The organism is Gordonia sp. NPDC003424, from assembly GCF_053588655.1.
This window is the reverse complement of the sequence record NZ_JBSFQJ010000007.1, coordinates 131,004-156,182: the sequence shown is the minus strand read 5'-3', so window position 1 is coordinate 156,182 and position 25,179 is coordinate 131,004. Positions and strand designations below refer to the sequence as shown.

Annotated in this window: 21 protein-coding genes, 1 tRNA gene, 1 other RNA gene and 1 pseudogene; 14 read left to right on the top strand and 10 right to left on the bottom strand. The window is 67.5% G+C overall.

Going from position 1 to position 25,179, the window contains the following annotated elements:
- Positions 1-30: 30 nt before the first annotated feature.
- The 3 genes from ACWDTI_RS12785 to ACWDTI_RS12775 form a co-directional block, all read right to left on the bottom strand.
- The gene (locus ACWDTI_RS12785; RefSeq protein WP_449738461.1) at positions 31-1,422 is read right to left on the bottom strand and encodes an acyl-CoA synthetase; all 1,392 of its coding nucleotides are present in this window, start codon (positions 1,420-1,422) and stop codon (positions 31-33) included.
- Between the two features lie 58 nt (positions 1,423-1,480).
- Positions 1,481-1,978, bottom strand: a complete 498-nt coding sequence (locus ACWDTI_RS12780) for a Rieske (2Fe-2S) protein (RefSeq protein WP_449738460.1) — start codon at positions 1,976-1,978, stop codon at positions 1,481-1,483.
- A gap of 189 nt (positions 1,979-2,167) precedes the next feature.
- Positions 2,168-2,256, bottom strand: a tRNA-Ser gene (locus ACWDTI_RS12775).
- A 95-nt stretch (positions 2,257-2,351) separates the two neighbouring features.
- On the opposite strand from ACWDTI_RS12775, the gene ffs reads away from it, so the two are divergent.
- The 4 genes from ffs to ACWDTI_RS12755 all read left to right on the top strand — a co-directional run bounded on the left by ffs (position 2,352) and on the right by ACWDTI_RS12755 (position 6,788).
- An RNA gene (ffs, locus tag ACWDTI_RS12770) (signal recognition particle sRNA small type) lies at positions 2,352-2,446 on the top strand.
- A 55-nt stretch (positions 2,447-2,501) separates the two neighbouring features.
- Positions 2,502-3,782, top strand: a complete 1,281-nt coding sequence (locus tag ACWDTI_RS12765) for an aminotransferase class I/II-fold pyridoxal phosphate-dependent enzyme (protein WP_449738459.1) — start codon at positions 2,502-2,504, stop codon at positions 3,780-3,782.
- An 18-nt stretch (positions 3,783-3,800) separates the two neighbouring features.
- Positions 3,801-5,081, top strand: coding sequence for a glycosyltransferase 87 family protein (locus tag ACWDTI_RS12760; protein WP_449738458.1), 1,281 nt, complete (start codon positions 3,801-3,803; stop codon positions 5,079-5,081).
- A 147-nt stretch (positions 5,082-5,228) separates the two neighbouring features.
- Positions 5,229-6,788: an acyl-CoA synthetase gene (locus ACWDTI_RS12755; RefSeq protein WP_449738457.1), complete on the top strand. Its 1,560-nt coding sequence runs from the start codon at positions 5,229-5,231 to the stop codon at positions 6,786-6,788.
- A 3-nt stretch (positions 6,789-6,791) separates the two neighbouring features.
- Here the strand turns inward: ACWDTI_RS12755 and ACWDTI_RS12750 are convergent, their stop codons facing one another.
- The gene (locus tag ACWDTI_RS12750) at positions 6,792-8,432 is read right to left on the bottom strand and encodes an MFS transporter (protein WP_449738456.1); all 1,641 of its coding nucleotides are present in this window, start codon (positions 8,430-8,432) and stop codon (positions 6,792-6,794) included.
- Between the two features lie 157 nt (positions 8,433-8,589).
- Here ACWDTI_RS12750 and ACWDTI_RS12745 point away from each other — a divergent pair, with 157 nt between their 5' ends.
- Positions 8,590-9,183: a TetR/AcrR family transcriptional regulator gene (locus ACWDTI_RS12745; RefSeq protein WP_449738455.1), complete on the top strand. Its 594-nt coding sequence runs from the start codon at positions 8,590-8,592 to the stop codon at positions 9,181-9,183.
- A gap of 162 nt (positions 9,184-9,345) precedes the next feature.
- On the opposite strand, the gene ACWDTI_RS12740 is transcribed toward ACWDTI_RS12745, so the two are convergent.
- Positions 9,346-10,914, bottom strand: coding sequence for a DUF222 domain-containing protein (locus tag ACWDTI_RS12740; RefSeq protein ID WP_449738454.1), 1,569 nt, complete (start codon positions 10,912-10,914; stop codon positions 9,346-9,348).
- Between the two features lie 141 nt (positions 10,915-11,055).
- On the opposite strand from ACWDTI_RS12740, the gene ACWDTI_RS12735 reads away from it, so the two are divergent.
- Positions 11,056-13,581, top strand: a complete 2,526-nt coding sequence (locus ACWDTI_RS12735; RefSeq protein ID WP_449738453.1) for a DNA polymerase III subunit gamma and tau — start codon at positions 11,056-11,058, stop codon at positions 13,579-13,581.
- A 467-nt stretch (positions 13,582-14,048) separates the two neighbouring features.
- Here ACWDTI_RS12735 and ACWDTI_RS12730 read toward each other — a convergent pair whose 3' ends face one another.
- The gene (locus ACWDTI_RS12730) at positions 14,049-15,377 is read right to left on the bottom strand and encodes a class I SAM-dependent methyltransferase (RefSeq protein WP_449738452.1); all 1,329 of its coding nucleotides are present in this window, start codon (positions 15,375-15,377) and stop codon (positions 14,049-14,051) included.
- Complete coding sequence (locus tag ACWDTI_RS12725) at positions 15,374-16,765, bottom strand: FAD-binding protein (RefSeq protein ID WP_449738581.1); 1,392 nt, start codon at positions 16,763-16,765, stop codon at positions 15,374-15,376. The genes ACWDTI_RS12730 and ACWDTI_RS12725 overlap by 4 nt, the downstream gene beginning before the upstream one ends.
- Positions 16,766-16,844: 79 nt before the next feature.
- Here ACWDTI_RS12725 and ACWDTI_RS12720 point away from each other — a divergent pair, with 79 nt between their 5' ends.
- The 7 genes from ACWDTI_RS12720 to ACWDTI_RS12690 all read left to right on the top strand — a co-directional run bounded on the left by ACWDTI_RS12720 (position 16,845) and on the right by ACWDTI_RS12690 (position 20,890).
- Complete coding sequence (locus ACWDTI_RS12720) at positions 16,845-17,282, top strand: SRPBCC family protein (protein ID WP_449738451.1); 438 nt, start codon at positions 16,845-16,847, stop codon at positions 17,280-17,282.
- A 62-nt stretch (positions 17,283-17,344) separates the two neighbouring features.
- Positions 17,345-18,229, top strand: a complete 885-nt coding sequence (locus ACWDTI_RS12715; RefSeq protein WP_449738450.1) for a pseudouridine synthase — start codon at positions 17,345-17,347, stop codon at positions 18,227-18,229.
- Between the two features lie 4 nt (positions 18,230-18,233).
- The gene (locus ACWDTI_RS12710) at positions 18,234-18,563 is read left to right on the top strand and encodes a hypothetical protein (RefSeq protein ID WP_449738449.1); all 330 of its coding nucleotides are present in this window, start codon (positions 18,234-18,236) and stop codon (positions 18,561-18,563) included.
- Positions 18,541-18,954, top strand: a complete 414-nt coding sequence (locus tag ACWDTI_RS12705) for a YbaB/EbfC family nucleoid-associated protein (protein WP_449738448.1) — start codon at positions 18,541-18,543, stop codon at positions 18,952-18,954. The genes ACWDTI_RS12710 and ACWDTI_RS12705 overlap by 23 nt, the downstream gene beginning before the upstream one ends.
- A gap of 11 nt (positions 18,955-18,965) precedes the next feature.
- Complete coding sequence (gene recR / locus ACWDTI_RS12700; protein WP_449738447.1) at positions 18,966-19,577, top strand: recombination mediator RecR; 612 nt, start codon at positions 18,966-18,968, stop codon at positions 19,575-19,577.
- The gene (locus tag ACWDTI_RS12695) at positions 19,578-20,150 is read left to right on the top strand and encodes a hypothetical protein (RefSeq protein ID WP_449738446.1); all 573 of its coding nucleotides are present in this window, start codon (positions 19,578-19,580) and stop codon (positions 20,148-20,150) included.
- Positions 20,151-20,179: 29 nt separating this feature from the next.
- Positions 20,180-20,890, top strand: a complete 711-nt coding sequence (locus ACWDTI_RS12690) for a uracil-DNA glycosylase (RefSeq protein ID WP_449738445.1) — start codon at positions 20,180-20,182, stop codon at positions 20,888-20,890.
- A 184-nt stretch (positions 20,891-21,074) separates the two neighbouring features.
- On the opposite strand, the gene ACWDTI_RS12685 is transcribed toward ACWDTI_RS12690, so the two are convergent.
- Together ACWDTI_RS12685 and ACWDTI_RS12680 are read right to left on the bottom strand one after the other, a co-directional pair.
- Positions 21,075-21,797 carry a type 1 glutamine amidotransferase gene (locus ACWDTI_RS12685; RefSeq protein WP_449738444.1) on the bottom strand — a complete coding sequence of 241 codons (723 nt, stop codon included), beginning with the start codon at positions 21,795-21,797 and terminating at the stop codon, positions 21,075-21,077.
- Positions 21,794-23,062 (bottom strand): MurT ligase domain-containing protein, encoded by a 1,269-nt coding sequence (locus tag ACWDTI_RS12680; RefSeq protein WP_449738443.1) that lies wholly within the window; start codon positions 23,060-23,062, stop codon positions 21,794-21,796. Before ACWDTI_RS12680 ends, ACWDTI_RS12685 begins: the two co-directional genes overlap by 4 nt.
- Positions 23,063-23,169: 107 nt before the next feature.
- Between ACWDTI_RS12680 and ACWDTI_RS12675 the strand changes: the two are divergent.
- Positions 23,170-24,048: pseudogene (locus tag ACWDTI_RS12675) on the top strand (alpha/beta hydrolase); the annotation flags it as partial.
- Here ACWDTI_RS12675 and ACWDTI_RS12670 read toward each other — a convergent pair.
- On the bottom strand, positions 23,950-25,137 hold the full coding sequence (locus ACWDTI_RS12670; protein ID WP_449738442.1) for an EamA family transporter: 1,188 nt from the start codon (positions 25,135-25,137) through the stop codon (positions 23,950-23,952). The pseudogene ACWDTI_RS12675 and the gene ACWDTI_RS12670 sit on opposite strands and share 99 nt — an antisense overlap.
- Positions 25,138-25,179: the final 42 nt, after the last annotated feature.

Below are 25,179 nucleotides of genomic sequence, written 5' to 3'. Positions count from 1 at the left end.
TTTTCGGGGCGGTAGGACTTGGGCGCGCGGTCACTCGAGGAGCTTCTTCTGCACCTTCCCCATCGCGTTGCGGGGCAGGGCGTCGACGTAGCGAATCTCGCGGGGTCGCTTGTGGTGAGACAGCTCGTTGGTGACGTGGTCGATGAGTTCGGCGTCGGGCACCGACTCGCCGACCACGTATGCGACGATGCGCTGGCCGAGGTCGTCGTCGGGTACCCCGATCACCGCGACCTCGCTCACCGCCGGATGACCGAGCAGCACGGTCTCGATCTCTCCGGCCCCGACGCGGAAGCCACCCGACTTGATCAAATCGGTGGCCCGACGCCCGACGATGCGGTGCATGCCGTCCGGATCGATCACCGCGACATCGCCGGTCGCGAAAAAGCCGTCAGGAAGCCAGGATTCGGCGGTCTTCTCCGGCTGGTTCAGGTATTCACGGGCCATCATGGGTCCGCGGACGTGCAGGTCGCCGACGCTCTCGCCGTCGTGCGGAAGATCCGAATCACCTTCGCGCAGGCGGGTTTCCACCCCGGCGAGCGGCATGCCCACCCAGCCCGGCCGGCGTTCACCGTCGGCGCGGGTGCTGACGGTGATCATCGTCTCGGTCATTCCGTAACGCTCGACGATCTCGTGGCCCGTCAGATCGCGAATCGTCTCGAACACCGGAACCGGCAGCGGCGCACTCCCGGACACCAGCAATCGTGCCCCCGAGAGTCGTTGTGCCGCAGACCGATCAGCGCCGACCCGCGCCCACACGGTGGGTACCCCGAAATACATCGTCGCGCCGCCATCCATCGCGACCGCGTAGCGATCCGCGGTCGGTTTGACCGTGTGGATGAGGCGTCCGCCACGCCGCAGCGGGCCCAGTACCCCGAGGATCAGGCCGTGGACATGGAACAGCGGAAGGCCATGGGCCAGCACGTCATCGGCGGTCCACTGCCAGGCGTCGGCGAGCGCGTCGAGACCGGCCGCAATGGCGTCGCGGGTGATCGGCACGCCCTTGGGCAGGCCGGTGGTACCCGAGGTGTAGAGCATCAGCGCCCGCGACGCACCGGGCGGCTGGGGGTGGCTGTGCCACGACCGTGCGTATCGCCGCACCGGGATGACCGGGAGTGTCGACTCGTCGGGCGCGGCACCGAGCCACGCCTGGGCGCCCGAGTCGCTCAGGATGTGCGCGAGCTCCTTGGTGCCGGAGTCCGGTGGCACCGGCACCGCCGTCACGCCCGCGATGAGGCACCCGACGATGGCCAGCACCGTGTCGACGGTGGGCTGGGCGAGGACCGCGACGGTCCGCGCCCCGGCGATGCGTTCGGCGACCGCAGTCGCGGCACCCACCAGATCCTCCCGGGACAAGGAGTCGTCGCCGACAGTGATCGCATGGGGCAGATCCGGTGCGTTGGGGGTCAGGCTCGGAAACAACACCCCTACACTCTCGCACTTCGGGAACGGCCGCCGATGGCGGCGTGGTGACCGGTCGGCGTCAGGCCAGCATGATCTGGCCGTCCTGCACCTTCACCGGTTTCTCCGCGAGAGGTTCCGTCGCCGGGCCGTGCTCGACGCTGCCGTTGGTGGCGGAGAACTTACTGCCGTGGCACGGGCAGCTGATCACCCCGTCGGTGACATCGTTGACGAGGCAGCCCTTGTGGGTGCACACCGCGGAGAAGGCCTTGTAGTCACCGGCGGTGGGTTGGGTGACGACCACCTTCGCCGACTCCACGACCACACCTCCGCCCACCGGTACCGATGTCGCGGCGGTCAAGGCGCCGACTGCGGAGTCGACTGCGGAGGACGCCGCGGAGCCGGCCGCGGACGCGGCCGACTCCACGGCACTCGTCGCGCTCGACGACGAACTGTCGTCGGACCCGCATGCCGCCAGCGCGGCGGCACCGGTGACCGCGATCGCCGCACCACCGAGGACACGTCGTCGGTTGACGCCGGCGGAATCGGTGGCGGCAGCGCTGTTTGATTGTGTGGTCATGACTCTCCCGGGCTGTGGGTGATGGATGATCCAGCACCTATCGTGCCAAAGCCCGACCCTTGGTGGCGCCCTATTCGCGCCAGTCCGCAGCGACAACTCAGCCGCGTCCACCCGTGCACGATCGGCCACACAAAAAAGATCCGCAGCGAGCGGCCCGACTCGTGGTCGGACAGTCGCTGCGGATCGTCGTGGCGGAGGATGGGGGATTCGAACCCCCGAGGGCTGTTAACCCAACCCGCGTTCCAGGCGAGCGCCATAGGCCACTAGGCGAATCCTCCAGCCTGGACATGGTAACCGCCCATGGCACCTGCGCCCAAAACGCGGCGCTCGTCGACCCCGGGATGAGCGCGCCGACGACACCGCTACACTTGACGACGGATCCCGCGCGGCGTGCATCCTGTGAACTCCCCCAGGGCCGGAAGGCAGCAAGGGTCAACGGGCTCTCTCGGGTGCGCGGGGTCCCCTACACAATCCACAGAGCATCACCGCCACACCGAGCGGTGTCTGCGCGAGAGGTCCCGCGTTGAACTACCACTCGATGAGTGCTGACGAACTCCGCGATACCCAGTCCGACCTGCAAAAGCTGTATGAGCAGCTCTGTGCTGCGGGTCTCAAGCTGGACCTCACCCGCGGCAAGCCGGCGCCCGAGCAGCTCGACCTGTCCAATGCCCTGCTGTCACTTCCCGGCGACGGCGTGTACAAGGACTCGGTCGGCACCGACACCCGGAACTACGGCGGGCTCACCGGCCTCCCGGAACTCCGCGAGATCTTCGGCGAACTGCTGGCCGTCGACCCCAAGAACCTTCTGGCGCTCGGCAACGCCAGCCTCGAGGTCATGCACGACCTCACCGTGTTCGGCCTGCTGTCGGGCACCGTGGACTCGGACAAGCCGTGGGGCAGCGAGCCGATCAAGTTCCTGTGTCCGGCACCCGGCTACGACCGGCATTTCGCGATCACCGAGACCTACGGCATCGAGATGATCCCGGTGCCGATGCTGCCGAACGGTCCCGACGTCGACGCATGTGCCGCGCTGACCTCGAAAGACCTGAGCATCAAGGGCATGTGGGCCGTCCCGACCTACTCCAACCCGACCGGCGTCACCTTCACCGAAGAGGTCACCCGCGGGCTGCTCGAGATGCCTGCCGCCGACGATTTCCGTATCTACTGGGACAACGCCTACGCGGTCCACACACTGGTCGAGACGGCGCCGACGCCGTTCCCGGTGATCGACTGGGCCGCCGAGGCCGGGAACCCCAACCGCGTCTACGTGCTGGGTTCGACGTCGAAGATCACCTTCGCCGGCGCCGGCGTCGCCTTCTTCGGATCGTCGCCGGCCAACGTCGAGTGGTTCACCAAGAACTTCTCGTTCAAGTCGATCGGACCGGACAAGGTCAACCAGCTGCGCCACGCCCGTTTCTTCGGCGACGCCGACGGGGTCCGCGCACACATGGCACGGCATCGCGAGATTCTCGCGCCGAAGTTCAAGTTGGTCCTCGACATCCTCAACGACCGTCTCGCCGACTCCAAGGTCGCGGCATGGTCGGAACCCGAGGGCGGCTACTTCATCAACCTCGACGTCATCGACGGCACCGCGCGGCGGGTGATCGAGTTGGCCAAGCAGGCCGGCATCGCGTTGACGCCTTCGGGTTCGACGTACCCGTACCGCGAGGACCCGTTCAATCGGAACATCCGGTTGGCGCCGACCTTCCCGTCCACGGACGACCTGAAGGTGGCCATGGATGGTGTGGCGACGTGCGTGCTGCTCGCCGCGTCCGAGGCCCTTTTGACTTCCCGCGACGCCTGATCGCGACCCCGTGGCCGTATGAACGCAAGCAGGTCGGCGCTGATCGCTGCCGTGTTCGTGGTGATCGGCCTGATCGCGATCTGGCTCCAGAACGTCGTCGTACCGTTCACCACGCCGTTCTGGGGACTCTTCGGTAACCAACTCGACCTCGGCGTCTACCGGGCCGGGGCGCAGACCGTCCTCGACGGCGGCAGCCTTTACGACGCCAAGTTGCTCGGGCAGATGGACTACACCTATGCACCGATCTCGATCGTCGCGTTCATCCCGTTCGCGTGGGTGCCGTTCGAGGCCGCACGCGTCATCTGGACGGTCGGCATCTTCGTCGCTCTGTACGCGATCATCATGCTCGGCTTCCGCAGTCTCGGACGCCCGGCCACCTGGCCGTTACGGGTTGTCGCACTGTCGTTGGTCGCCGTCGTCATCCTTCTCGAACCCGTTCGCACCACCATCTGGTACGGGCAGATCAACGTGTTCCTGCTGCTCATCATCATCGCGGACCTGGTGCGCCCCGAGCACAGTCGACTGCGTGGGGTCGGCACCGGCATCGCGGCCGGCATCAAACTGACACCGCTGATCTTCGTGCTGTATCTGGCGTTGCTGCGGCAGTGGCGAGCGATGATCGGCGTCGTCGCCGGGTTCGTCGGCACGATCGTCGTCGGATTCGTGGTGCTGCCCCGGGAATCATGGTCGTACTGGACGGGCAAGCTGTTCGACCCGGACCGGGTCGGCGCACCGCAGACCGTCGGCAATCAATCGCTGCGTGGCTGGCTGGCGAACCTCATGCACACCGACACCCCGAACAGTCTGCTGTGGCTGGTGCTGGCCCTGGCCGCGCTGGCCGCCGGGATGTACGCGGCCGTGCTGGCCCACCGGCACGGCCAGGAGCTGCTGGCGATCACCGTCGTCGGGTTGACGGCCTGCGCGATCTCACCGGTCTCGTGGGGCCATCACTGGGTGTGGATGGTGCCGCTGGTGGTGATCGGTGTTCACCTGCTCCTCACCCCGGGCCGTCGCGTCCTGACGTATGTGCTGGTGGCGGCCGGTCTTCTCGGTCTGATGCTGACCGCCTTCTCGTGGCGGACCTACCTCGCGCACCCGATCTGGTTCGTCAACCGGACCGTGCCCGACGCGTACCTCATCGGGCTGTTCTTCAAACACGGGATCGTCTGGCTCGAGTGGTTCACCGTCTACCCCTACAACGCGATCTACCTGGTGACGGTGATCGCGACGATCGTCGTGCTCCGACGACGTCCGATCGAGCGGCCGCAGATCGATCCGGCGCTGATGGCCCCGGCGTAACGGTTTGACGACGACGACCGAGCCCGGCTGACCCCGACCGGACTGCCGGCACCGATCTGCACCGGAACCGCCACCGTCTGAGGCCCTATCGCTCTACGCTGACGCGAACCGGCCACTGTGCCGGGCGGCGCGAAGAAGGGTGCGGTCATGGGACGTGTCGAAACACCGGAATCGGCGATGGATCTCGGGTCATGGATCGCGCGGCGCGCGGCCATCGGACCCGACCGCCCGGCGATCACCTTCGAAGGGCAGACCGAAAGCTTCGGCGATTTCGCAGACCGCGTCGACCGGCTGTCGGCAGCGCTGGTCGCCGGCGGCATCGGACGCGGCGACCGGGTCGGATACCTCGGCCTCAACCATCCGATGTTCCTCACCGCGCTGTTCGCCACGGCCCGCGCCGGAGCGATCTTCGTACCGCTCAACTTCCGGCTCACCGCCCCCGAACTCGCGTTCATTCTCGACGACGCCGGGGTGCACACGCTGATCGTCGCCGCCGAGTACACCGACCTGATCGACTCGATCAGCGACGGCATGCCCTCGCTCACGCGCCGGATCGCGGTCACCTCCGCGTCGGGCTGGGAGTCGGCGGAGGACGTCATCGCCGCGCATGAGCCGCTGCCCGAGCCGGCGCATCCCAAGCCCGGTGAGGTGGCGCTGATCATGTACACCTCAGGCACCACCGGGCGACCCAAGGGCGCGATGCTGACACACGGAAACATGTTCTGGAACAACGTGAATGCGATGTTGAGTTTCGACCTGGTGTCGTCGGACATCACCTATGTGGCCGCGCCGCTGTTCCACATCGGTGGTCTGAACGTGACCACGTTGATGACCTTGCAGAAGGGCGGACACGTCGTCCTCGCTTCGGCGTTCGATCCGGTGGGGGCATTGGCTGCCATCGAAAAGTACCGGATCACCACGATGTTCGGTGTGCCGGCGATGTTCCTGTTCATGAGTCAGGTACCCGAGTTCGAGACCGCCGACCTGACGAGTCTGCGCTTCCTCATCTGCGGTGGAGCGCCGGTCCCCGAACCGCTGATGCGCACGTACGCCGCGCGCGGGGTGCCGTTCGCGCAGGGCTACGGACTCACCGAGACGGCGCCGACGGCGCTGGTCATGAGCCTCGAGGAATCCGAGCGCAAGATCGGCGCGGCGGGCAACAAGGTGCTCGCACTCTCCGATGTGCGGCTCGTCGACGCTACCAACACCGTTGTGCCGGTGGGTGAATCGGGCGAGATCTGCATCCGCGGGCCGCAAGTGATGGCCGGCTACTGGAATCGGCCCGAGGCCACTGCGGCCGCCATCGACGAGGACGGCTGGTTCCACACCGGCGATGTCGGGCGGGAGGACGACGACGGCTACATCTTTGTGATCGACCGGGTCAAGGACATGGTGATCACCGGCGGCGAAAACGTCTACCCCGCAGAGGTCGAGAGCGTGCTGTACAGCCATCCCGCGGTCGCCGAAGTCGCCATCGTCGGTCTGCCCGACGACAAATGGGGCGAGGCGGTGACCGCGGTGATCGCCACCGCGCCCGATTCGGCTGTGACACTGGCCGAACTACGGGAGTTCGCGTCGGGCCGGCTCGCCGGCTACAAACTGCCGTTGCGGCTGGAGTTCCTCGATGCGCTGCCCCGGAACCCGTCCGGAAAGGTGCTGAAATACCAACTGCGCGAACGGTTCGGCTCCGACGTGCCGGCTGGGTGACCCTCAGGCAGGTAGGCCCTCGGTCGCGTCGAGTGCGGAGGCCGATACGGCGGTCTCCGTCACGTCGACCCGGACCCGCTTGACGCGTAATCCGAAGTAGCTCAGGGCGGCTGCCGCCACGGCCGCGACGCCGACGACCACGAAGGCCTGGGCGAAGCCGCTGCCCAGCGCCTGCATCGCGATCGGCTGGGCAGCCGCTCCGGGAGCACCCGGCGGGAGGCTGTTGACGGCGAGCGGACCACCGGCCTCGGCGATACCCATCGCGGGACCCATCTGTGCGGGAGCAAGATTGGCGGTCTGCAGTCCGGCGAGTAACTGGTCGGCGGCCGAACTCAGCGCGACGGCGCCGACCAGTACCGGACCCAGGGCGAAACCGAGGTCGCGCAGGAGGTTGGTCATCGCGCTCGCGGTGCCGGTCATGTTCTGCGGCACCGAGTTGACCGCGACCGCGGTGATCGGCGAAAGAGTCAGGGCGAAACCGATTCCCACGAGCAGGCACGGCAGCACGAATGCACTCACCGCCGGATCGGTGACGTCGTTCCGCGAGGCGACGAACGCACCGACGGCCATGCTGCCGAAGCCGACGGTCAGCAGGAGATGCGGCGCGACTCGGATCTGTAGGCGGCTGATGACGGGAATCAGGACGAACGCCGGACCCTGCAGTAGGAGGAACATCAGCCCGGTGGACAGCGGACTCTGGTGCTGCACCGGGCCGAGCCACATGCTCGTCGAATAGCAGGCGCCGAGGAACGCGAACATGCCGACGACCGCGACCACCGAGGACACACTGAACTGGCGGATGCGGAACAGGTTGAGGTCGAGAAGTGGCGAGGACACCTTGGTCTCGATGATCACGAACACGACCAGCAGCACCGCGCCGGCGACCAGGGCAGCGACCACCGGTGTCGAACCCCAGCCCGACTCGGGGCCCTGCATCAGGCCGAACAGCACGGCGATCAGGCCGAGCGCGAAAGTGATCTGGCCCCACACATCGGGGCGGCGTTCAGGGCGTTTGGTCGATTCCTGGGCGATCAGTTGGGTCAGCACGGCCGCGATGACCGCGACGACCATGACGAAGACGTAGGACCCGCGCCACCAGCCGGCGTCGGCGAGCATGCCGCCGATCAGCGGGGAGATCGCCGAGCCCGCGGACAGGAACCCGGCCCAGATCGCGATGTTGCGGATGCGGTCGTGTGCGGTGGTACCCATCGACGCGACGAGTGCCAGCGACGCGGGGAAGATGGCGCCGGCCGCGAGCCCGTTGATCGCAGACGCCACCCACATCCACTGCACGGTCGGTGCCAGGGTCGCCACCAGCGAGCCCATCACCAGCAACAGCGAGCCACCGACGACCAGCTTGCGGTGGCCGTAGCGGTCACCGAGCACGCCGAAGGTCAGCTCGAAGACGACGACCGGGATCATGAACGCCGCCGCGATCCAGGTCAGCTGCGAGCCGACTGCGCCGAATTCCTGCTGGAAGGTGCCATTGAGCGCGCCCGGCAGGGCATTGATGATCTGCGCCACCATCACCGATAGCGATGCGGCGACAAGCGTGGCCGTCGCGCGCCGGCTGGTGGCGGGTGCTTCGTCGCGCGGCGGGGACGACCGGGATGGGTCGGTCGAGAGAGTCGGATCGTTGCTCATGAGGTTCCTTCGGGGATCGAAGTGCAGATCACGGTCGGGGGTGACTGTGATGCGAGCAACAACATAGGATCTGAACTTACATACTGTCAAGTGAAAATACGACTAGAATTGTAGAAGTACTCGGCGTAGCCTGGGTTTCTCCCGTTACTCTGACGTCATGGCAACGCTCCGGGAGCTCCAGAAACAGCAGACGCGCCAGCTCCTGCTGGACACCGCCCTCAAGAAATTCGAGGAAAAGGGCTACGCGGCGACCACCATCGACGACATCGCCACTGCCGCGGGCACCACGCGTGCAACCTTCTACCTCCACTTTCCGTCGAAGGCCGACGTGATGTCCGAACTCGTGCGGAGCGTGGACGACATCCTCACCGATGCCGACGACCCGCCGCTGCAAAAGGTGGTCGAGAGCGGCTCGCGTGAACTCATCCGGGCATGGCTCGACCGCAAGTTCACGCAGTGGGAGATCATCCGGCCGTACATGGTGGTCGCGTATCAGGCGGCATCCATCGAGACCGATGTCGACCAGACCATCGAGAAGTGGTTCGACGACACGGTCTCGTCCATGCAGGCGGGCCTGACGAAGGCCGGCCGGTTCCGTAAGGCCGACCGCCGCGTGCGCTGCGTGCTGGCCTTCGGTCAGCTCGAATACATGTCGCAGCGATGGTTTCGCACCGGCTGGATCACGCCCCGCGAGGTCTGTCTCGATACGCTGACCGATTCGTGGATGTTCCTGCTGGTGGGCGACTCCTGACGTCTGCTGCGCCCTGGATGTGGCGCGATTGCTACTCGCTCGCCGGGCTGCGAGAAGCCAGTCGCCTTGCGATCCGTCTTCTCGGCGCCGAGAGCGCAGCAGGCCAACGTCACCCCGGTCCCTGAGGAGCCCGCGAGCGCAGCGAGCGAGCGTCTCGAAGGGTCAGCTGAGGTTGACGACGTTGACGGCCCATCCGGCGGCGATCAGCCGGCCGACTCGTCGGCGTTCCTCGGGGTGGCCGGGCGGTCCGGTCGGGGTTTTGGGTTGGGTTGCGCCCGAACGATTCTGGGGTGGCCGCGGCTGGTCACCCCGGCGCAGGTGGCGGGCGAAGGCTTCGGCCACCTCCCGGGTGCGATCCACCCGGACCCGTGCTCGACCCTTCCCACGTCGGCCATTGCGGGTCCAGGCGGGCCGCCCGGCATCGGGTCCGTCGGCGATGATGTGGGTCGACCACTGGCCGGGTTTGTCGCCGACCATCCGGTTGTGGGTCGGGCACGCGGCAGCCAGATCCTGGACGTCGGTGAGCCCACCCTCGGCCCAGTCCCGTTCGGCGTGATGCGCCTCGGTGCGGGTGAACGGCTGACTGCAACCCGGGCAGGTGCAGGTGGCGCCGTCGCGCGCGAGCAGCATCATCCGTTGGGCCTGGCTGGCGAACCGGTTGGCCCGTCCCAGGTACAACGGTTGGGCGGTGTGGTCGGCAAACACGGCGAGATGCTGGTGGGCTTCGGCCGCCAACTCGATCACGTCGGCGATCGGCAGGAGAGCCCCACCCGCGGTGGACGCCACCCCGGCACGTTCGCGCAGTTCGGTCTCGGAGATCGTGATGATCAGATGTGGCGGCAGCCCGCGGTGACTCTTGCCCAACAGCCCGCCGTCGGCGACCGCCTGGAGCAGGGCATGCAGGGCGTCGTGGTTACGTTGCCCCGGCGTGCGGAGGTCCCGCTCGGCCGCCTGCTTGAGCACGTCGAGGTCGGCGTCGTCTTTGCTGCCCCGCGGTGACAGTTCGTCCTGGGGGTTGTTCATGCCAGGCGCTGCCCACGCGTCGAGCACCACATCCAACAGCGCCCGGGTGACCGGATCCAGTTGTCCTTCCAGGGTGCTCATGAGTTGGGCGTCCTGCTTGGACAGGTGCAGGCTGCGTCGCCGCGCCCGATCCTTCTCGTCGGTCAGCGCGCCGTCGGGATCGAGATGGGCCAGCAGCCGCGCACCCAGGGTGGTCAACTCTTTCGGGCTGTGCACCCGCGCGTAGTCGGCCATCAACTCCTCGGCCGCCGACCGCTGCTCGGCGTCGAGCGTGGCGGGGAGTTTGTCGAGCACGGTGATCACCGTGACCGCGTGATCGACACCGATCGCGCCCTCCGCGAAGGCCTCGGCCAGCGTCGGGCACTGCGGATCAAGCAACTCCCCCGACAGCGCGTGCAACGACAGCAGCGCGGCGATCTGCTTGCGACGTCGGCCGGGGTCGGTGATCCGCAACCGGTCCACCATGAAATCGCTGAGGGAGCGGTAGCCTTCCTCGGCGACGATGTTGCGGTCCGAACACTCCAGCAGCCGCTGCAGCCCGAAGAAGCTCATCCGCCGCGCGGAGCGTTCATGGGTTTCGGCGACCGCCACGATCTCGTCGGAGGAGGCCGGGGTGGTGTCGACGGCGGCGATCCGATCGAGCAGGTCGTCGAGTTCGCGGTAGAGCCCGACAATCTCCGAGTCGCCAGTTGCGGTGTCGCTGGTCATCGAGCCCCCTCCCCAAGTCACTCGAACTGATGTTCGAAAGTCTACCGGATGAAGCGCGGCCAAACAAGGGCGAATTCGGTCGCCGTGCCCGCCTGTGGGGGAGCAGATCGCGATGTCGGTGATCGCCGGTACTCTCGACGCGTGGCTCTGTATCGCACCTATCGTCCGGCAACCTTCGCCGAGGTCGTCGGTCAGGAGCACGTCACCGACCCTCTGAGCCGAGCCCTCGACTCCGGCCGAATCAATCACGCGTACCTGTTCTCCGGGCCGCGCGGCTGCGGTAAGACCTCGTCGGCACGCATCTTGGCGCGATCGCTGAATTGTGTGCACGGGCCGACGTCGACGCCGTGCGGCACATGTGATTCCTGTACGGCACTCGGGCCGGGTGGGGCGGGCAATCTCGACGTGATCGAGCTCGACGCGGCCAGCCACGGTGGCGTCGACGACACGCGTGAACTCCGTGATCGAGCGTTCTACGCCCCCTCGGAATCGCGCTATCGCGTGTTCATCGTCGACGAGGCGCACATGGTCACCAACGCCGGCTTCAACGCGCTGCTCAAGATCGTCGAGGAGCCGCCGGAGCACCTGATCTTCGTGTTCGCGACGACCGAACCGGAAAAGGTGTTGCCCACCATCCGTTCTCGGACGCATCACTATCCGTTCCGGCTGCTGGCCCCGCCGGTGATGCGTGGGCTTCTCGAACGGATCTGTGAGCAAGAGCAGGTCACGGTGGCGCCCGAGGTGTACCCGCTGGTCATCCGAGCCGGCGGTGGATCGCCGCGAGACTCGTTGAGCATCCTCGACCAACTGTTGGCGGGCGCGTCCGAGGAGGGTGTCACCTACGACCGCGCATTGGCGTTGCTGGGTGTCACCGACATCGCGCTCATCGACGAGGCGATCGACGCCCTGGCCGCGGCCGACGGTGCGGCGTTGTTCGGGACTGTCGAGAAGGTCGTCGACGCCGGCCACGACCCTCGACGTTTTGCCGTCGACCTCCTCGAACGACTGCGAGATCTGATTCTGCTGCAAGCGGTTCCGGATGCGGCCGACCGCGGTTTGGTGGAGGCGCCCGGTGATCAGCTACAGCGGATGCAGGCGCAGATCGAGACACTTGGTCCGGCGTCGCTGACCCGATTCGCTGAGACCGTGCACACCGCGCTCGGCGAGATGCGCGGCACGACCTCGCCGCGACTGCTGCTCGAGGTCATGTGCGCACGCATGTTGCTGCCCGGAGCCTCGAGCGATGACGGCGCGTTCTTGCAGCGCCTCGAGCGCCTTGAGTCCGGGATCTCGGCGCCGAGTGGAATGCCGACGCGCCCAACGTCTTCCGATTCCGCAGCTCCTGTCACCCCTGGTTCGGCCGCTGCCGCGTCGGGATCGGCTGGGTCATCGATTGCGGCTCCGCGTGTGGCTCCGCCGACGAGCAGCGAGCCGCCACCGAAATACGTCCGACCCTCGCAACGCAAGGCTGCCGACTCCGAGGGTACCCACGACAGGCCAACCGCCCCGGAACCCCAACCCCCCTTAACTCCGCAGGCTGCCCCAACTCCGCGGCCAACCGAGCAGGCGCGTCCCACTCTGCCGACTGCGGCCGAAACAGACTCGGCGGCAAACGAAATACGGGAAGCGGTAAGCGAAATACCTGCGGCGGCAACCCAGACTCCGCCAGCGGAAACCGAAACCCCTTTGGCCGCAACCGAAACCCAGACGGCGGAACCCCAAAAGTCGCCAACGGCCCGCGAAACCCCGACGACGGCGCCCCAAACTTCGCCGACCGCACGCGAAACCTCGCCGACGACACCCCGCGGGGGAGGCACTCCCACTGCCCCGCAGCCACCGGCACGAGTACCCGCCGACCGTCCTCGAGCGGCGGAACCTGATCCCGAAGCGGCTGCCGGCGCGACGAATATGGGTGGTGCCGTTGAGTACGACGGCATTCCGCTGCCCGACGAACCTCCGGACTTCGAGGCGCCGCCGGAATTCGAACCTGTCACCGTGCGCCGCCGCCCGCAGCCAGAGCCGGCCAAGGAATCGGAGCCCGAGCCGACGTCGTCCGGTGCCCCCGACATCGAATCGATGCGACGCCGATTCCAGGAAGTGCGCACCGCGGTTCGTGCCCGCTCGAAGAGCCTGGAACCGATGCTGTCGGCGGCATCGATCCACGATCTCCAGGACGGCACGGTTGTGCTGGGTCATCCGGCCGAGGTGTTGGTCGGTCGACTGTCGGCACCGCACGCTGTCGAGATCCTGCGCGACGCGTTCCGCGAGGTCTTCGCATTCGATCTGGATGTACGGACGATCCATGTGCCACCCGGTGCGTCGGTTCCCGCCACGACGGTCCGTAACGGTGCCGAACAGCAAGCGCCGCAACGTCGTCCGAAGTTCTCGCGACCGAGTCGAGAGGCCGGGAGCAGCGGTGCGGGCGGTCCGGAGCGACCGGATTCGCGGGGCAAGGCTGCGGATCGACCGTCCGAGCCGGAACCCGCACCCCAGCCGGAGTCCGAACCGGAGCCTGAGCCGGTCCGCTCCGATGAGGAGTTGACCGACGCCGAACGCGACGAGATGGTCGCCGACGCGCACTCCGGGCCGCCGGAGCGCAGACTCGATCCGGATCAGGTTGCGCTTGATCTTCTCAAGAGCGAGCTGGGTGCGCGGCCGCTGGAGTAGGCCGCTGGCTTCGAGATCGCGTGTCTGACAGAGGAAGTGGTCAGGGTCTCGATGCGGCGCCTCGCTGCGCTCGGGGCCTTACTCGACCCGCGGGGGTGGGGACCCGACGAGCGGGAAGTGGTCTCGATGCGCGGCCTCGCAAGCTCGGTCGCTTACTCGACCCGCGGGGTGGGGACCCGACGAGCGGGAAGGTGGTCTCGAGGCGCGGCCTCGCAAGCTCGGTCGCTTACTCGACCCGCGGGGGTGGGGACCCGGCCAGCGGAAGGTGGTCTCGATGCGCGGCCTCGCAAGCTCGGTCGCTTACTCGACCCGCGGGGGTGGGGACCCGACCAGCGGGAGCCGAACTCGACCGGCGGGAGCCGAGCTTGACCAGCGGGGGTTGAGACCCGGCCAGCGGGAGCCGAGCTCGACCGGCGGGGGCCGAGCTCGACCGGCGGGGTTTAGCTCGACCAGCGGATCAGGTGCGCTCAGGCATCCCACCAGGGCCGCAGGGGGAGGTCGCTGCCGCCCTTGTCGTCGAGCTTGGTCGCGAGGACGTGATGCAGCTGGATGATGTCGCGCTCGAAGCCGATTCGGCAGCCGGCCATGTAGAGACCCCAGAGGCGGGCGGTGCCCTCGCCGACTTCGGCGACGGCCTCGTCCCAGTGGTCCACGAGGTTGCGGTTCCAGTCCCGCAGTGTCATCGCGTAGTGGAAGCGGAAGTTCTCCTCGTGCACCACTTCCATGCCGCCGATGTCCTGCAGCTTGGAGATGATCTTGCCGGAGCCGGTCAGCTCGCCGTCGGGGAACACATAGCGGTCGATGAAGGATCCGGCGCGGGCGTTCTTGGCGTTGTCGGGGCGAGTGATGCAGTGGTTCAACAGCATTCCGCCGACCCGAAGGCGATCGCGAATGAACGAGAAGTACGCCGGGTAGTTGCCCACACCGATGTGCTCGGTCAACCCGATCGACGACACCGCATCGAATCCTGACTCGGTGATGTCACGATAGTCGCTGTGTCGCACCTCGGCGAAGTCGGTCAGGCCCTCGTCGACGATGGCCTTCTGCGCCCACTCGGCTTGTTCCGCCGAGAGGGTCGCGCCGATCACGTGCACCCCTCGCTGTGCGGCGTAGCGGACCATTCCGCCCCAGCCGCAACCGATGTCGAGGAGACGGTCACCCGGCTTGAGGCGCAGCTTCTCAAAGATCAGCCGGTACTTGTTCTCCTGCGCGATCTCCAGCGACGCCTCGAGTTCCGGGTAGACGGCACAGGTGTAGGTCATCGACGGTCCGAGAACCCACTCGTAGAACGTGTTCGAGACGTCGTAGTGGTGGTGGATGACCTCGGCGTCGCGAGACTTGCTGTGCCGCAGGCCGCCGGCGAAACGTCGCCATCGCGGCAATGCTTCCTGCGGCGGGGGTGCGATCGGCTTGAAGTGCTCGATGCCCAGCGACCGCGCGATGTGCGCAAGGGCCAACGGTGACGGGCGCTTGAACTCGAGGTCACTCGCGAGGGCCCTGAGTGCGCCATAGGGATCTCCGGGGTGGGCGCCGGTGAGTTCGAGATCGCCGGCGATGTAGGCGCGGGCGAGTCCCAGATCGCCGGGAGCGGTCACGAGATAGGTTGTGCCACGCGAATTCTTGAGGTTCAGGCCGTACTCGGCGTCGACCGGTCCGGCGGAGCTGCCGTCGTACGCGGTGATCCGGACGGTCAGGTTGCCGCCCATCAGCGACTCGAAGATCTGTGCCAGCGACATCTTGCCCGACGACGACATGTCGCCGGCGGGCTGTAACGAACTGTCCTTGAAGGTCGTCATTGTTGTTTCACCGCTTTCGCATACAGGTCCAGCAGTCGGCCGCGCGGGTCGTACCGCTTCTTGAGTAGACGATAATTCTCGCCCCCGTAGAGCTCGTCGAATTCTTCGGGGGAGTAGAACGACTCCGAGTAGAGCGACTTGTGGCCGTCGAGTTCGGCAACCCGGCGCTCGATCAATTTGTTGGTGTGGCCCGGATCTCCCGGGGTCACCGGCACTGCCGACCAGAACCCGACGTTGACATAAGTCCGATGTGGCTCGAGCGGATACAGCGGCCACGGTCGGACGGCGTCGCTGCCGGGCAACGCCGGATCGCGAAGACGCAATGGGCACAACCAGATCGGCTCGATCGGCACGTTCTCGAGGAACCACTCGAGGTAGGCGGTGGTGTTCTCGATCGGTACCTCGATGTCCTGGACCACGCGCTCGCTGGGCGGTTCTCCCTTGCGGGCGGACAGCTTGTCGCCGATGTTGTAGCGGTGGTCGAGTGCGATGAGTTTCCAGTAGAAACTGCTGCGCAACAACGATTTCGGCCAGAAGCGACGGACCCGCGGATTCTGTGCGCCGAAGGCGCGCGAGCACCAGAACCAGTCGGTGTCCCAGCGCCACAGGTAGTCGTGGATGGTCAGCCGGTCACGCGTCACGCCCGTCGGGTGCTGGATCGACCGGTAGTAGATGTCCATCCCGGTGTAGTTCGAGACCGGACCTTCGTCGGCGGTCTGCCGCCCCAGCGTCAGGTAACTCTCGTCGGCGGTGAACACCACGCCGTCGAGATAGTCGACGCGTTCACCGTCGTACGTGCCGTCGGCGATGATCGTGGCCATCGTCTCCTGAAGACCCTGGAGCGAGGTGAAACGCACATGGCGCAGTTCGACATACGGCGGCACGACTTCGAGCTCGATCTTCAGGCGAACCGAATAGCCCAGCGTTCCATAAGAATTCGGAAACCCGAAGAACAGATCGGAGCATTCGTTGGTGGGGGTGGCGGTGACGATCTCGCCGTCGCCGGTGAGGATGTCGATCTCGAGCACCGATTCGTGCGGCAGTCCGTTGCGGAACGACGTCGACTCGATACCGAGTCCGGTGACCGCGCCACCGAGGGTGATGGTCTTGAGCTGCGGCACCACCTTGGGCGCCAAGCCGTACTGCAGCGTTGCGGCGACGAGGTTCTCGTAGGTGCACATGCCGGCGACGTCAGCGGTCCCGGCGTCGGCGTCCACCGAGATCACGCGGTCGAGACCGGAGACGTCGAGACCCGGGTACGGGTTCTTGGCGCGCTTGCGGAACAGGTTCGACGTCTTCTTGGCCAGCCGCACGGTGGCGCCCTCGGGAATCGCACGATAACTCGCGAGCAGTCTGGCGACGCCCTCGTCGAAGGCCTTCGCCCCCATCTCCAACCGGTCCGACCTCACTTGGCTAGCCTAGGACTTGACTATGTCACCCGCCAATCAGATTGAAGGAGTTCCCGCTGTGGGTCAGGTTTCCGCATCTCAGACGATCGACATCGCCGCCGCCCCGGACGCCGTGGTCGCCGCGCTGGCCGACTACCACGAGGTGCGTCCGGCCATCCTGCCCGGCAATTACCGCGACTACCAGGTGCTTGACGGCGGCAACGGGGACGGCACCGTGGTGCACTGGATTCTCCAGGCCACCGAGAAGCGGCAGCGTGATGTGAAGGCCACCGTCACTGTGAGTCCCGACACGATCACCGAGAAGGACGCGAATTCGTCGCTGGTGACCACCTACCAGGTGGCGAAGGCCGGCACGGGCAGCACCGTCACCACGACCACCACCTGGAACGGTGCCGGCGGCATCGGCGGCTTCTTCGAGAGGACCTTTGCGCCGAAGGGGCTGAACAAGATCCAGGCCGAGCTTCTCGGCAATCTCAAGAAGCGCCTGGAGAACTGAGCCGTCGTCGCCGGTCGTCGTCGACACCGCTGCCCCCGAGGGACGGTGTCGACGCCACCCGCGTGGTGCTGCGCGCAGGCCCCGAACGGACCATCGCGGACTGTCTGCTCGGGACCCGGGCATTGCTCGGAATGTCCCGTGCCGACCTCGAATCGCGGGCGGCGTGCGGCGAGATCGTCGACGGGGCCGGTCGGACGATCACGCTCGACTCCCCGGCCCGGCTCAACACCTCGGTCTACCTGTACCGAGATCTCCCCGACGAACCCCACATCCCTTATGACCTGCCGATTCTCTACCGCGACGACGCGATCGTGGTGGTCGACAAACCGCATTTCCTGGCCACCATGCCGCGCGGACGGCACGTCACCGAGACGGCGCTCGTCCGACTCCGGCGCGAACTCGGTACCGACCTCGTCGCGCCCGCGCATCGCCTCGACCGGCTGACCGCGGGCGTGCTGCTGTTGACCCTGCGACCCGAGGTGCGGTCGGCGTATCAGGATCTGTTCGCTCAGCGCCGGGCCACCAAGACGTATCGGGCGCTGGCTGCCGCGCGACCCGAGCTGGTCAACCCGGTCACCGTCACGAACCGGATCGAGAAGACCGCCGGTGATCTGCGCGCACGCGTCGTCGAAGGTGAGCCCAACGCCATCAGCACCATCACCCTGCTCGAGGAAACCGACGCAGGCGGAATCTATGACCTGCGCCCCCAGACCGGCCGCACCCATCAGCTCCGGATGCACATGGCACAGCTGGGCGCGGGCATCGTGGGCGATCCGCTCTATCCCGATATCCGGCCCGATGTCGCCGAAATGCCTGATCACGGCGACTTCACAGCACCGCTGCGGCTGGTTGCGCACTCGCTGAGCTTCGACGACCCGCTGACCGGGGAGCGACGAGAGTTCACCACGCGGCGCGGCGTGACCGATGACCACCGGCGACTACCCTGACCTGATGGCCATCCTGGCGAGTTACGAGCGTCATCCCGACCTGGGGTGCGAGGCCGTCGTCTTCATCGACGACGAATCGATGGCCTGCTTTCAGATCCAACGGGACCTGGTCGGTGGGCCGCGCGCCGACGAATACTGTGTCACCACCGGCGCGAGCGCACCCATCTACAACGGCATCGTCGAGTGGCGCCGCGTCGACGATCGCTTCGAGTTCGCACTGACCCGGCGCGCGAGCCGCCTGTTCGGTGACGAGGTGGTGTCCTTCCTGGTCACTCCGCACGACGGGGTCACGGTCGACGAACTCGCCGCGCATGTCGATCGGCTGCTGCGCTGAGGTGGCGACTACCCTGAGACGGGTGACTCAACCATTCGACCCCAGCGCACTGTTCGGCGGCGGCGAGGGCGGCGACAACCCGATGGCCGGGCTGTTGGCGCAGGCGCAGCAGATGCAGGAGAAGCTGCTCGCCGCGCAGGACGAGATCGCGGCGGCCGAGATCACCGGAACCGCCGGCAACGGCCTGGTCACGGTGACCGGGAACGGCACCGGGGACATCACCGCGGTGACCATCGACCCCAAGGTCGTCGACCCCGACGACGTGGAGACCCTGCAGGACCTCGTCCTCGGCGCGCTCGCCGACCTGTCCGCCAAGCGTGAGGCGCTGGCGAGCGAGAAGATGGGTCCCCTCGCCGGTGGTCTCGGCGGTGGTCTGCCCGGGCTCGGCTGAATCGTCGCCACATGTACGAAGGACCCATCCAGGACCTGATCGACGAGCTCGCCAAACAGCCGGGGCTCGGCCCGAAGGGCGCGCAGCGGATCGCCTTTCACCTGCTTGCGATCGACAACAAAGAGATCGACCGGTTGATCTCCGCGCTGGGCCGGGTCCGCGACGACGTCACGTTCTGCGCCGAATGCGGCAACGTGTCGGCCAACGATCTCTGCCGGATCTGCTCCGATCCGCGGCGTGACGCCACCAAGATCTGTGTCGTCGAGGAACCCAAGGATGTGCACGCCATCGAGCGGACCAAGGAGTTCAACGGCCGGTATCACGTGCTCGGCGGTGCGCTCGACCCGCTGTCGGGTATCGGACCCGACCAGCTGCGTATCCGGGAACTGCTCAAGCGCCTGGCCAATCAGGCCGACGGCGTCGACGTCACCGAGGTGATCGTCGCGACCGACCCGAACACCGAGGGTGAGGCCACCGCGACCTACCTGCTGCGGATGCTCAAGGACTTCCCGGGCCTGTCGGTCACACGACTGGCATCGGGTCTGCCGATGGGCGGTGATCTCGAGTTCGCCGACGAACTCACCCTGGGACGGGCGCTGTCGGGTCGGCGTGTGCTGGCCTGAATGAGTGCGATCATGCGGGGCCCGGTGCTGATGGATCCGGCCCTCGACGCCGTCCTCGATGATCTCGCCGGCGAGATGGTGTCCGGGATCGTCGCCGTCGACGGACCGTCGGGTTCGGGTAAGTCGACCGTGGCCGACGCATTGGTCGCCAAGCTGCGATGTCGTGGCACGGGCGTCGTGCTCATCCGCACCGACGACTTCGCCACCTGGGACAACCCGGTCGCCTGGTGGCCGGAACTGGAAACCGACGTCCTGCACGCCTTCATCCGCCGCCACGACTACACCTACCGGCCCCGCGTGTGGCACGACGGTGTCCCCGAACCGGGGCCTCGGGTCTGGGTGAGGTGGGAGCCGCTGCTGATCATCGAAGGCGTGTCGTCGGCGCGACGGCGCATCTCGGACCACCTCACGTATGCGCTGTGGCTCGACGGCGGGGACGCAGCGACGCGGCTCGAGCGCGCGGTCGCGCGCGACGGTGAGGAGTCGCGGCCGATGCTGGAGCGGTGGCAACAGTTCGAGCGTGGCTGGTTCGCGGTCGACCGCACCCGGGACCGTTGCCGCGTCCTGGACTGAAACGCGGCCGTCGCGACTACCGTGAGATCGTGGCCTACCGCAGGATCGCCGCGCTGGACGCCGATCTCATCCGATGCCGGGCCTGCCCCCGGCTGGTTGCCTGGCGCACGCAGGTGGCGGCCGAGAAGCGGGCCGCGTTTGCCGACGAGACCTATTGGGGGCGCCCGGTTCCCGGATTCGGGCCGATCGACGCGCCGGTGCTCCTCCTCGGACTGGCGCCCGCCGCGCACGGCGCGAATCGCACCGGACGCATGTTCACCGGCGACCAGAGTGGAGACTTCCTGTTCCGGGCGCTCTACGACGCCGGGCTCGCGTCACAACCGACGGCGACCGCCGTCGACGACGGAATGGAACTGTACGGGGTGCGGATGACCGCGCCCGTGCGATGTGCGCCGCCCGAGAACAAACCGACGGTCGTCGAGCGGGACAACTGCGCGCGGTGGCTGGACGCCGAGCTCGATCTGATGATGCCGACACTGCGGTCGGTGGTGACGCTCGGCGCGTTCGGCTGGCAGGCCGGGCTGCGGGCATTCGCCGACCTGGGGTGGGCGGTGGACAAGCCCCGGCCCAGGTTCGCCCACGGCGCGCACACCCTGCTCCGACTGGGGGATCGTGACGTGGGCTTCTTCGGTAGTTACCATGTGAGTCAACACAATACGTTCACCGGTCGGCTGACCCCGGCGATGCTTGCCGAGGTGCTGACGGCTGCGGCGGAGAATGCGGGGATGTCGAGATGTTGAAAGTGGGCGTGATGACCCGGTGGTTCGGCCGGGGGCCCGAGTCCCGGTGCCGCTGCGGGCATCGGCGCGACGCACATCTGCACCACCGCAAGGGAACCGACTGCTCACAGTGCGGCCCGGAGGTGTGCCCACGCTTTCGGTTCGCGATGTTCGAGCGGGACTGAACCCGGTCGACCCCGGAGGATCAGCCGCTGCGGCCGGCCGTCAACCGCTCTTTGCGGAGTCGGTCGACCTCGGGAAGATCCAGTGGTGCAAGCGAATCCGTGCCCATCGCGCGGGCCAGGAGATAATCGGCCAACTCGGGATTACGGGCCAGGGCGGGACCGTGCATGTACGTCCCGATCACCGATCCCTGCACGACTCCTTCGGTGCCGTCGCCGACACCGTTGCCGACGCCGTGCCGCACCCGGGCCAGCGGGGCCGCGTCGGCCCCGAGTGTGCTTCCGCCGCGATGGTTTTCGAAGCCGGTGAGCGGCTGCGTCAGTCCGGGCAGGACCGGATCGGTGATCAGTTCGCCGATGCTGCGGGTGGCCTGCGGCGAGGTCGTCAGATCGAAGAGGGAGATGCCGTCCACCCGTTCGCCCGCCGACGTCTCGTACCAGTGTCCGAGGACCTGGATCGCCGCGCAGATCGCCAGGACGGGCCGTCCGGCGGCGGCCGCGCGCTGCAATCCGGGGAAGCGGGTGAGATGACGGGTGGCCAGGCGTTGGGCGTAATCCTCTGCGCCACCGAGGGTGTAGACATCCAGGGAATCGGGGACCTCGTCGTCGAGGGTGATCTGCACGATCTCGGCGTCGATGCCCCGCATGCGCGCCCGCTGCCGCAGCACCAGGGCGTTACCGCCGTCGCCGTAGGTGCCCATCACGTCGGGCAGAACCAGGCCGATCCGTACGGTGGATTCGCTCACTGTTCCCCCTTCCGTGCGCGTTCGGCTCGCTCAAGCGCGATTCCCAGATCCCGAAAAGCCGTGTAGTTGGCGAGCACCTCGACGCGGCCGGGCGGGCAGGACGCGATCGCCTTCATCGGATCCTCGATGGTGGTGTGCTCCGCGCCCGCATACAGCAGCCGCACCGACAGGTCGGCGGCGCGTTCCCCGGACGCGACGACCTGCATCGTCTCGAACGCCTCGAAACGCACATCCCACAGCCACGACAGGTCCTCACCGTCGGGCACCTGACCGTTCACCGCGATCACCAGGCCGTCGGCGTCCTGGTCGATCATCGACAGCGCCTCCTGCCAGCCGGCGGGATTCTTGGCCAGCAGGGTGCGTACCGAGTGATTACCCACCTGATGGATGCCGTACCGTCCCGCGACCTCGCCGACAGTTCCCACGGCGGCAACGGCTTTCGCCGGATCGGCACCCATCGCCACTGCCGCGGCCACGGCCTGGGTGGCGTTGCCGCGGTTCGCGCGTCCCGGCACCGACAAGGTCATCGGCGCGGTGAAACCCTCGGGGCCATAAATGTTCTCGTCGTCGAACCACCAGTCGGCGGTGGGACGGCGGAACCGCTCATCGCCGCTGGACACCCAATCCTGGCCGGACCGGACGATCGGCTCGCCGGTGCGCGGACAGCTCACCGAGTCACCCACCCAGCCCGAGCCCGCGGCCACCCACACCACCTTCGGCGCGTCGAACGCCGCGGAGGTCACCAGCACGTCGTCGCAGTTGGCCACGACGATGGTCGACGGATGCCGGGAGATGCCATCGCGGAGGCGCCGCTCGATCATGTTGATCTCGCCGACCCGGTCGAGCTGGTCGCGGGAGAGGTTCAGCAGGACGAGGACCTCGGGGTCGACGGCGTCGCTGACGTGTGGGACGTGCAGCTCGTCGACTTCGAGCGCGCAGATGGGCGCCGCACGGTCGAGGGTGAGGGTGGCGATGATGCCGGCATCCATGTTGGCGCCGTCGGCCTGGGTGGCCACCGCGCCGAGTTCGGAGAGGGCGGCGGCGGTCATCCGGGTGGTCGTCGACTTGCCGTTGGTGCCGGTCACGAGCGCGGTGCGTTTGCCCGCGGCGAGTCGTCGCATGATCTGTGGGTCGATCTTCTCGGCGATCAGCCCGCCGATCATCGAGCCCTTCCCCCGACCGGCCGTCCGCGACGCCCAGCGTGCGGTCGACGCCGCGGTCAGAGCGACCGAGGTGCGCAGCGGGAGACGGGTGCGATCGGACATGGCACAGAGTGTGTCACAAGGTCTGGCGACCGGGCGCCTCGTGCGCCGCAGGTACGCTCGCGAACGTGAGTCAGGCCACAGAGTTGTCGCTGCGTTTCCCGGCCCGCATGCAGCGGGCCCTGTTCCGCGGGGCGGGTGCGATCCCGCCGACCGTCTTGAAGGCGGCGGCCAGGCGGGGGCGGGTGAACGCGGACGGTGACCGTCTGGCCCCGGAGATGGCGTTGACCGGTTGGGTCGCCGACACCCTGCCGGCGTTCCAGCTCGCCGGGAAACACGTCGACAAGGCGCGTGCCGACCTGCGGGAGAACGCCGGCGCGATGGCCGAAGACCTCGCGCCGATGGCGGTCGAGGAAGACCTGATCATCGAGGCCCCGCACGGCCTGATCCCGGCGACGCGATACCGCGCACAGATCTACTCGGTCGGCGTCGTCGTGTTCTTCCACGGCGGTGGCTTCGTGCAGGGCGACCGTGTCACCCACGACAACTTGGTGCGCCGTCTCGCGATCTCCACCGGTGCCGACATCCTCTCGGTCGACTATCGGCTCGCCCCCGAGCACCGCTTCCCGGCCGCCGTCGACGACGCGCTCGCCGCGTGGCGGTTCGCCGTCGACGCCGCACCGGCGTGGGGAGTGCCGACCGACCGGATCGCACTGGCCGGCGACAGCGCGGGCGGCAATCTCAGCGCGGTGATCGCCCAGCAGGTCCGCGGTGAGGCGGTGACCCCGTGCCTACAGATGCTCATCTACCCGGCGACCGACCTCGTCTCGAAGCGCGCGTCGCGACACGAGTTCGCCACCGGGTTGTTCCTGACCGACGAGCACATGGACTGGTTCCTCGACCACTATGTGCCGGACGAGGCGCAGCGCAGCGACCCGCGGGTCTCGCCGCTACTGGCCGACGACCTGTCGGGGCTCGCACCGGCCTACGTGATCGTCGCCGGCTTCGATCCGCTCCGCGACGAGGGCATCGCCTACGCGGAGGCGCTGCACGCGGCCGGGGTCGACGTCACCCTCGACCGCGCCGGCACCCTCATCCACGGGTTCGCGAACATGACCCTGATCAGCCCGGACGCCCGGGCGGCCGTCGACCGGATCGGCGCCGCGCTGGCCGGTGCGTTCGGCTGAACGCACGCTCGCCCCGCGAATCCGGGGCCGATTGACCGGCGCCGCCAGCACACCGGCGGCGCAGCCGGCGATCACCACGAGCGCCCCGATGATCTCGACGACGCTCGGTGTCTCGCCGAGCAGCGCCCATGCCGCGGTGATCCCGACGACGGGCACCAGCAGCGACATCGGTGCGACCCGGCTCGCCGGGTACTTCGAGAGCAGCATGGTCCACAGCCCCGAGCCGGCGACGGTGCCGAGCAGCACGGTGTAGGCGAGCCCGATCAGGGCGAGGACGCCACTGTGGGTGCCCAGGGTGGTCAGCGACTCCAGGCCGGCAGTCGGGCCGTCGATGACGACACTGAGGATCAGGAACGGGATCGGCGGGACGACCGACATCCAGAGGGTCATGCGCAGAGGATCGTTCGGACGGGCGCTGGGAGCGGAGCGAGCGGACCCGGTCGCCACCGCGAGGCGGCTACCGATATTGCCGAACGCCCACCCCAGGCCGCCGAGGACGGTGAGGAGCATCGGCACCACGGCGCCGATCCCCAACGAACTGTGGGTCGCGCGGTCGACTCCGATGAGGACCATCCCGCCGACCGCGACGGCGATGCCGATGACCTGCAGCGGGCTCATCCGCTCGCGCAGGAACAGCACGCCGAGGATGACCGTGAATGGTGCCGAGGTCTGCAGCACCAGCGACGCCAGCCCGGTCGGCATGCCGAGATGCATCGCCAGGAACAGGAAGGCGAACTGCACCACGCCGAAACCGACCGCGTAGAGGAGAAAGCACCGGATGCGCACCTTGGGGAAGCGGACGAACAGCACGACCGGGATCGCCATGACCGCGAAGCGCAGTGCAGCGCAGAAGAACGGCGGGAAGTGATCGAGGCTGAGCCGGATCGCGATGAAGTTGAAGCCCCACATCGCGACGACTGCCAGCCCGAGCAGGCGGTCGCGGTTTGTCATGACATTCAGTGTCGACGCACAGTCGGTCCAGAACAATCGAAT